Source organism: Streptomyces prasinopilosus, from assembly GCF_001419695.1.
GTDB classification, from domain to species: Bacteria; Actinomycetota; Actinomycetes; order Streptomycetales; family Streptomycetaceae; genus Streptomyces; species Streptomyces prasinopilosus.
Genome location: NZ_LIRG01000211.1, coordinates 1 through 4685, shown reverse-complemented (window position 1 = coordinate 4685; position 4685 = coordinate 1). Strand labels below are relative to the sequence as shown.

Genomic DNA, 4685 nt, shown 5'->3' with positions numbered 1-4685 from the left:
GGCCGGCAGCCAGGCGCCAGGTCCCGGGGACGGTGAGCGGCGGGCGGGTGCCGGGGGTTTGGCCGCGGTCGTCGGTCCGGGCGGGGCGGGATGCGTTGTCACAGCGAGGGCAACCTGTGGGATCGGACGACGGCGACCAGGACGGGCGCGCCGAGCAGCGCGGTCATGACACCGAGGGGCGGTAAATGCGTACACCTCGCCTGCGACGGCCGGAGAGTCCGCCGCAGGTCGCGTTGATCACGGCAGGGGCTCCGCCGCAGTAAATCCGGCATTCACTGCGGCAGGTGCAGGCGGGCCGCGTCCAATCCGATGGGGCGTCAAATCATGTGACGCCAAACTGCACTCTCTGCGTGGTTCCTGCTCGACCGCACATCGCCGCTGTTCGGGCACTACTGCGTCCACTCGTACGCGTGATCAGAGACGAATTCGGCAAAGGCGCGCGGCGGACGGCCGGTCAGTTCGAGCACCGCGGTGCTGACCTGGTCTTCGCGTCCCTCCTTGATGCCGCGCTCGACGGCGGCAAGCGCTGCGGCGAACTCGGTCGGCATTCCGGAGGCACGGTAGGCGGCAGCCTGTTCCTCCTCCGTAATACGCTCCACCCGAACCTGTCTGCCGGTCTGCGCGGTGATGATCTGCGCGGCCTGCGGATAGCTCATCCCGTGCGGTCCGGTGATCAGGTAGTCGCTTCGAGCGTCCACCCCGAGGTCAGCCAACAGTGCGGCAGCACTGGCCGCGATGTCCCGCGCATCGACCCACCCCAGCTTGCCGTCACCGGCTGCGGTGCGGATCTCACCGAGTCGATGGATGCGCTCGGCCAGGGGGTGCGGGCGCAGGAAGTTCTGCATGAAGCCAGATGCGCGGAGTACGACACCTCCGGGCTGAGCCTGAACCTGAGCGGCCATCTCCACAGCGCTGGGCGCGTTCGGCAGCACAATGGCGGAGCCGAGCATCACGAGTCGCCGGATACCGGCTCGCTGCGCTTGGCGCAGGAAGGGCTCGACCAGCGGCAGCGGGTCCACACTCTCCACGGGCGGAAGCAGGAAGACCCGGTCCATCCCGTCGAGCGCAGGTCCATATGTGGTCGGGTCATTCCAGTCGAAGCGGATCGCATCAGGATCGGCTGCGGTCGGGTTCCGGCCGGCGACCCGAGCATGCACACCAGCGTTGCGGAGCTCTTGCACCAGCGTCTTGCCGGTCGTGCCGGTGCCTCCGGTCACGAGCACTCCGGACATCAGGCGTCCTTCCTTTCGAGCGAGTCGATCAGCCCGGCGAGATCCCCGGCAGCGGCGGCCGCCGACAGCGGGCTCCAGTAATCCCGGAACAGAGCGATCAGCCCGTCGCGGACCGTGAGAACCACGATGTAGTCCAGGCGATAGGGCTGGGAGGTGGCCACGGTGCGGCCGATGGCCGTCCACTCCACGACGACGGTGTCCGTTTGATCAGTGGGTCGCACGGTGAGCGCGGTCACCTCCTTCATGTCCATCAGCTCCGGATAATGGGCGAGGTAGGCGCGTACCTCCTCACGTCCGCGGAGAACGCGAGGGGAGCTCCCGGCCGCGAAAGGGAATTCCGCAATTCCGTCAGGCGCCCACAGGTCTGCCACGGCATTCATGTCTTTGGCCAGCATCAGATCGATCATGCGGCGAAAAGTTTCCTCAGGGGTCCTGGGCACCGTTTCTCCTCGTAGTCGACAAACCGACCATGCCACCATGCACAGCAGATGTGTGGGCGCGGAACGGACAGCTGAGCCCCGGACCAACAGTGCGAGGCTCAGCTGTCCCTCCTGTGACAGGATGAAAGAGTGAGCAGCCAGGAACTCGCAGCCTTTCTCCGCCGGCGCCGCGAGGAGCTGCGACCAGAAGATGTGCCGGCCGAAGCGACGCTTCCACCGGGCCGGCGCGCCCGTCGCACCCCCGGACTGCGCCGCGAAGAGGTGGCCGCCCTGGCACAGGTGTCGGTGAGCTACTACGAACGGCTGGAACAGGCACGGGCACCCCGGCCCTCACCGCAGGTGTTGGTTGCGCTGGCGACGGCTCTCCAGCTCACTGAAGCAGAGCGTGACCATCTGGCCCGCCTGGCCGGACAAGTGCTGCCGGCAGAGAACGGCGGCGCGCCAGAGCACGTACCCGAGGATGCCCAGCAGCTGCTCGGCAGACTCGACGGCATCCCTGCCTACATCGTCAACGATCGGCAAGACATCGTCGCCTGGAACGCAGCAGCCGCAGCTCTGATTACAGACTTCTCCCGTCTCACACCTGACGAGCGCAACGTCACGCGCATGTCGACGAGATTCCGTGACACCCTCTGCACCGGCGCGCCCGGTTCGGAGTCCGATTTCTCTCAGCAGGCGGCCGCTCAATTGCGCGCAGCCAGCGTTCGGCACCCCAAAGACAACGTGCTCGCAGAGCTGATCAACGAGTTCGCAACCCAGGATCCAGATTTTGCGAGCAGCTGGCGTCATCACGCTGTGCGCCCCATGCCCAGCGTGCGAAAAAAACTGCATCACCCCACACTGGGCGAGCTGGAAATCGACCGGCACACCCTCGGCCTGCCCGGCTCAGGCTTCTCCTTGGTGATGTACACGGCAGAAGCCGGCAGCCCCAGCGCCGCTGCACTGAAGAGCCTTTGACCGCCGCCACTACGGAAGCCACCGCGTCCGCCGAGGTCGGGCCGCGCGGGTGGAACCGTAGCCTCGGGACGAAGAGCTGCCCACTCTGGAGCTTCACGCGCCTGTTTCGAGTAAGCCCAGGTCAGCCGTGTGCCGGTGCCGCGCCACACGGGCGCGGCCCGATCGACGTGCTGTCCCTGCGCAGATTCATGTTCTCTGCACGGTGGAGCGTACGGTCTTGCCGTCTGCGGCCCGAGGGCCGGGAACGGTCGCCGCGGTGGGGTCGAGGCGGGTGTCCATGTCGAGGTTCACCTCGCCGTAGGGCCGGACACGGGACCAGAACAGCGGGGTCAGGCCGCGCCGGTCGGCGGGGGTGAGCAGATCCGCCCGCTCCGGGTCGCCGAGGATGTCCTGGAGCATCAGGGTGTTCACGTAGGGCGAAGGCGTCGCAGACCTCGACGCACGCACCGCCGTCCTGATTGCTGTAACTGCTCCTGCGCCAGGACACGGCGCCCACATCGATCGACCGCACGCTGCTTCCTCCACCCCCCACGGAAGGGGGTTCCGTGCCCGTTCAGCCTTCCAACCGCCCCTCGCGGACGGCCGAGACGAAGGACACCCAGCCGTCGGCCGGGAACACGAGCACGGGGCCGTGCGGGAGCTTGCCGTCCCGCACGGGGACGACGGCGGCGAAGGCGTCGCAGACCTCGACACATGCGCCGCCGTCCTGATTGCTGTAACTGCTCTTGCGCCAGGACACTGCAGTCGGGTCTATCGGTCGCATATGACTTCCTCCAACCTCCGCAGGATGAACTTCTGCGACTCTGCTGGGGTGAGCGCCAAGTCGCGCACCGCATCGTACGTCTTCTGCAGGCGCACAACGGGGCTGGGTTCCTCGATGAGTTCGCCTTGGTATCCGTTCTCGGTATACGCGACAGTCCGGCCCTCGGGAAGAAGGAGGTACCACACGTCGGCGCTCAGAAGACCGTGAACGCCCGCACTCTGCAGAAGTACATGAACCCTCACGTTCGGTCGTTCCGTCATGTCCGCCAAGTGCTCCAACTGCTCGCGCCACTCACCCGCATCGCGCAGCGGCGTCCGCAGCACCGCCTCCGACAGGATGGTCCGGAACGGAGGGGCCTTCTCCCCCTCCAGCAGTTCCCGCCGTCCCATCCGGGCGTCGATCTGCTGGTCGAGTTCCTTGCCCGTGAGCCCTCCCGCCGTCAGTACTTCCCGTGCGTACCCCGGTGTCTGCAGCAGTCCCGGCAGCACGCTCACCGCGAAGTGCCACAGGCTCACCGCCTCCGCCTCCAGGGCCATGTAGCGGCGGTAGCGCTCGCGGAACTGTGTGTGGTCCCCGGCGGCGAGTTCCCACAGGGCCAGCAGCAGGCCCGGGGTGCCGTAGTGGGTGTCGAGGGCCTGGACGACCTCCGGGCTGCCGAGCGTCTCGCCCTTCTCCATCTTCCCGAACAGCGACCAGTCCCAGCCCAGGCGTTCGCCGAGTGCCCGCAGGCTCATGCCGCTCGCGGCCCGCAGCGTCCGCAGCTCCTCGGCGAAGCGTTGACGGGGTTCCTGGCTGCGGCCGGTGATCGGGCGTCGCTGCGCCATACCTGTCCTCCCGGGACGTGCTGTCGAACGGTGCGACGGCGGGGGTCGTGTGGACCGTGTGGAAGTGCCTCCGTACGCCGGGGAGCCACCACCCGGTCCACTGCGTGGGCCCCCGCCCCCCGGGCATCCTTGTAACGACCGGACTACGCAGAGTAGTAGATCCGGCACTGTCGGTCAGGAGGTCGGCGAAACCGCGTCGACCACCGCATGCCCGTACCCGGCCCACCGCACCTTGACGAGGACCCCATGCCGCACACCCCCAAGATCCGTGAAGCCCTCGAGGCCCGCGACGCCCTCGCCGCCGCCCTCACCCGGGCCGGCGTCCAGCTCCCCGCGATGGACGTCCGTACGCCGTGGGCGGACGACCGCGGAGCCGGCGAGGCCCCGTACGCCCTGGTCCATCTCGGCGCGTGCTCGGCCCCGGTCGCCCTCGCGCTCGCGGACGTGATCGCGAAGGGGATCGCGGAGG

The 4685-nt window shown here is 68.0% G+C and carries 7 protein-coding genes and 1 pseudogene; 2 read left to right on the top strand and 6 right to left on the bottom strand.

The window, feature by feature from the left end; genetic code table 11:
• Positions 1-389: 389 nt before the first annotated feature.
• Positions 390-1232 (bottom strand): NAD(P)H-binding protein, encoded by an 843-nt coding sequence (locus AOK18_RS10475; protein ID WP_055694135.1) that lies wholly within the window; start codon positions 1230-1232, stop codon positions 390-392.
• Positions 1232-1639: a nuclear transport factor 2 family protein gene (locus AOK18_RS10470; protein ID WP_055694134.1), complete on the bottom strand. Its 408-nt coding sequence runs from the start codon at positions 1637-1639 to the stop codon at positions 1232-1234. The genes AOK18_RS10475 and AOK18_RS10470 overlap by 1 nt, the downstream gene beginning before the upstream one ends.
• 162 nt (positions 1640-1801) lie before the next feature.
• Here AOK18_RS10470 and AOK18_RS30620 point away from each other — a divergent pair, with 162 nt between their 5' ends.
• Entirely contained in the window at positions 1802-2629 is an 828-nt protein-coding gene (locus AOK18_RS30620) for a helix-turn-helix transcriptional regulator (protein WP_079104944.1), read from the top strand.
• Between the two features lie 186 nt (positions 2630-2815).
• Here the strand turns inward: AOK18_RS30620 and AOK18_RS33280 are convergent, their stop codons facing one another.
• The 4 genes and pseudogenes from AOK18_RS33280 to AOK18_RS10450 form a co-directional block, all read right to left on the bottom strand.
• On the bottom strand, positions 2816-3040 hold the full coding sequence (locus tag AOK18_RS33280; protein ID WP_055694133.1) for a hypothetical protein: 225 nt from the start codon (positions 3038-3040) through the stop codon (positions 2816-2818).
• A 31-nt stretch (positions 3041-3071) separates the two neighbouring features.
• Positions 3072-3116: pseudogene (locus AOK18_RS35345) on the bottom strand (DUF397 domain-containing protein); the annotation flags it as partial.
• A gap of 66 nt (positions 3117-3182) precedes the next feature.
• Positions 3183-3392: a DUF397 domain-containing protein gene (locus AOK18_RS10455; protein ID WP_055694132.1), complete on the bottom strand. Its 210-nt coding sequence runs from the start codon at positions 3390-3392 to the stop codon at positions 3183-3185.
• Positions 3380-4216 carry a helix-turn-helix domain-containing protein gene (locus tag AOK18_RS10450; protein ID WP_055694131.1) on the bottom strand — a complete coding sequence of 279 codons (837 nt, stop codon included), beginning with the start codon at positions 4214-4216 and terminating at the stop codon, positions 3380-3382. Before AOK18_RS10450 ends, AOK18_RS10455 begins: the two co-directional genes overlap by 13 nt.
• 246 nt (positions 4217-4462) lie before the next feature.
• On the opposite strand from AOK18_RS10450, the gene AOK18_RS10445 reads away from it, so the two are divergent.
• A partial coding sequence (locus AOK18_RS10445) for a hypothetical protein (protein ID WP_107100343.1) occupies positions 4463-4685 on the top strand: 223 nt, incomplete at its 3' end.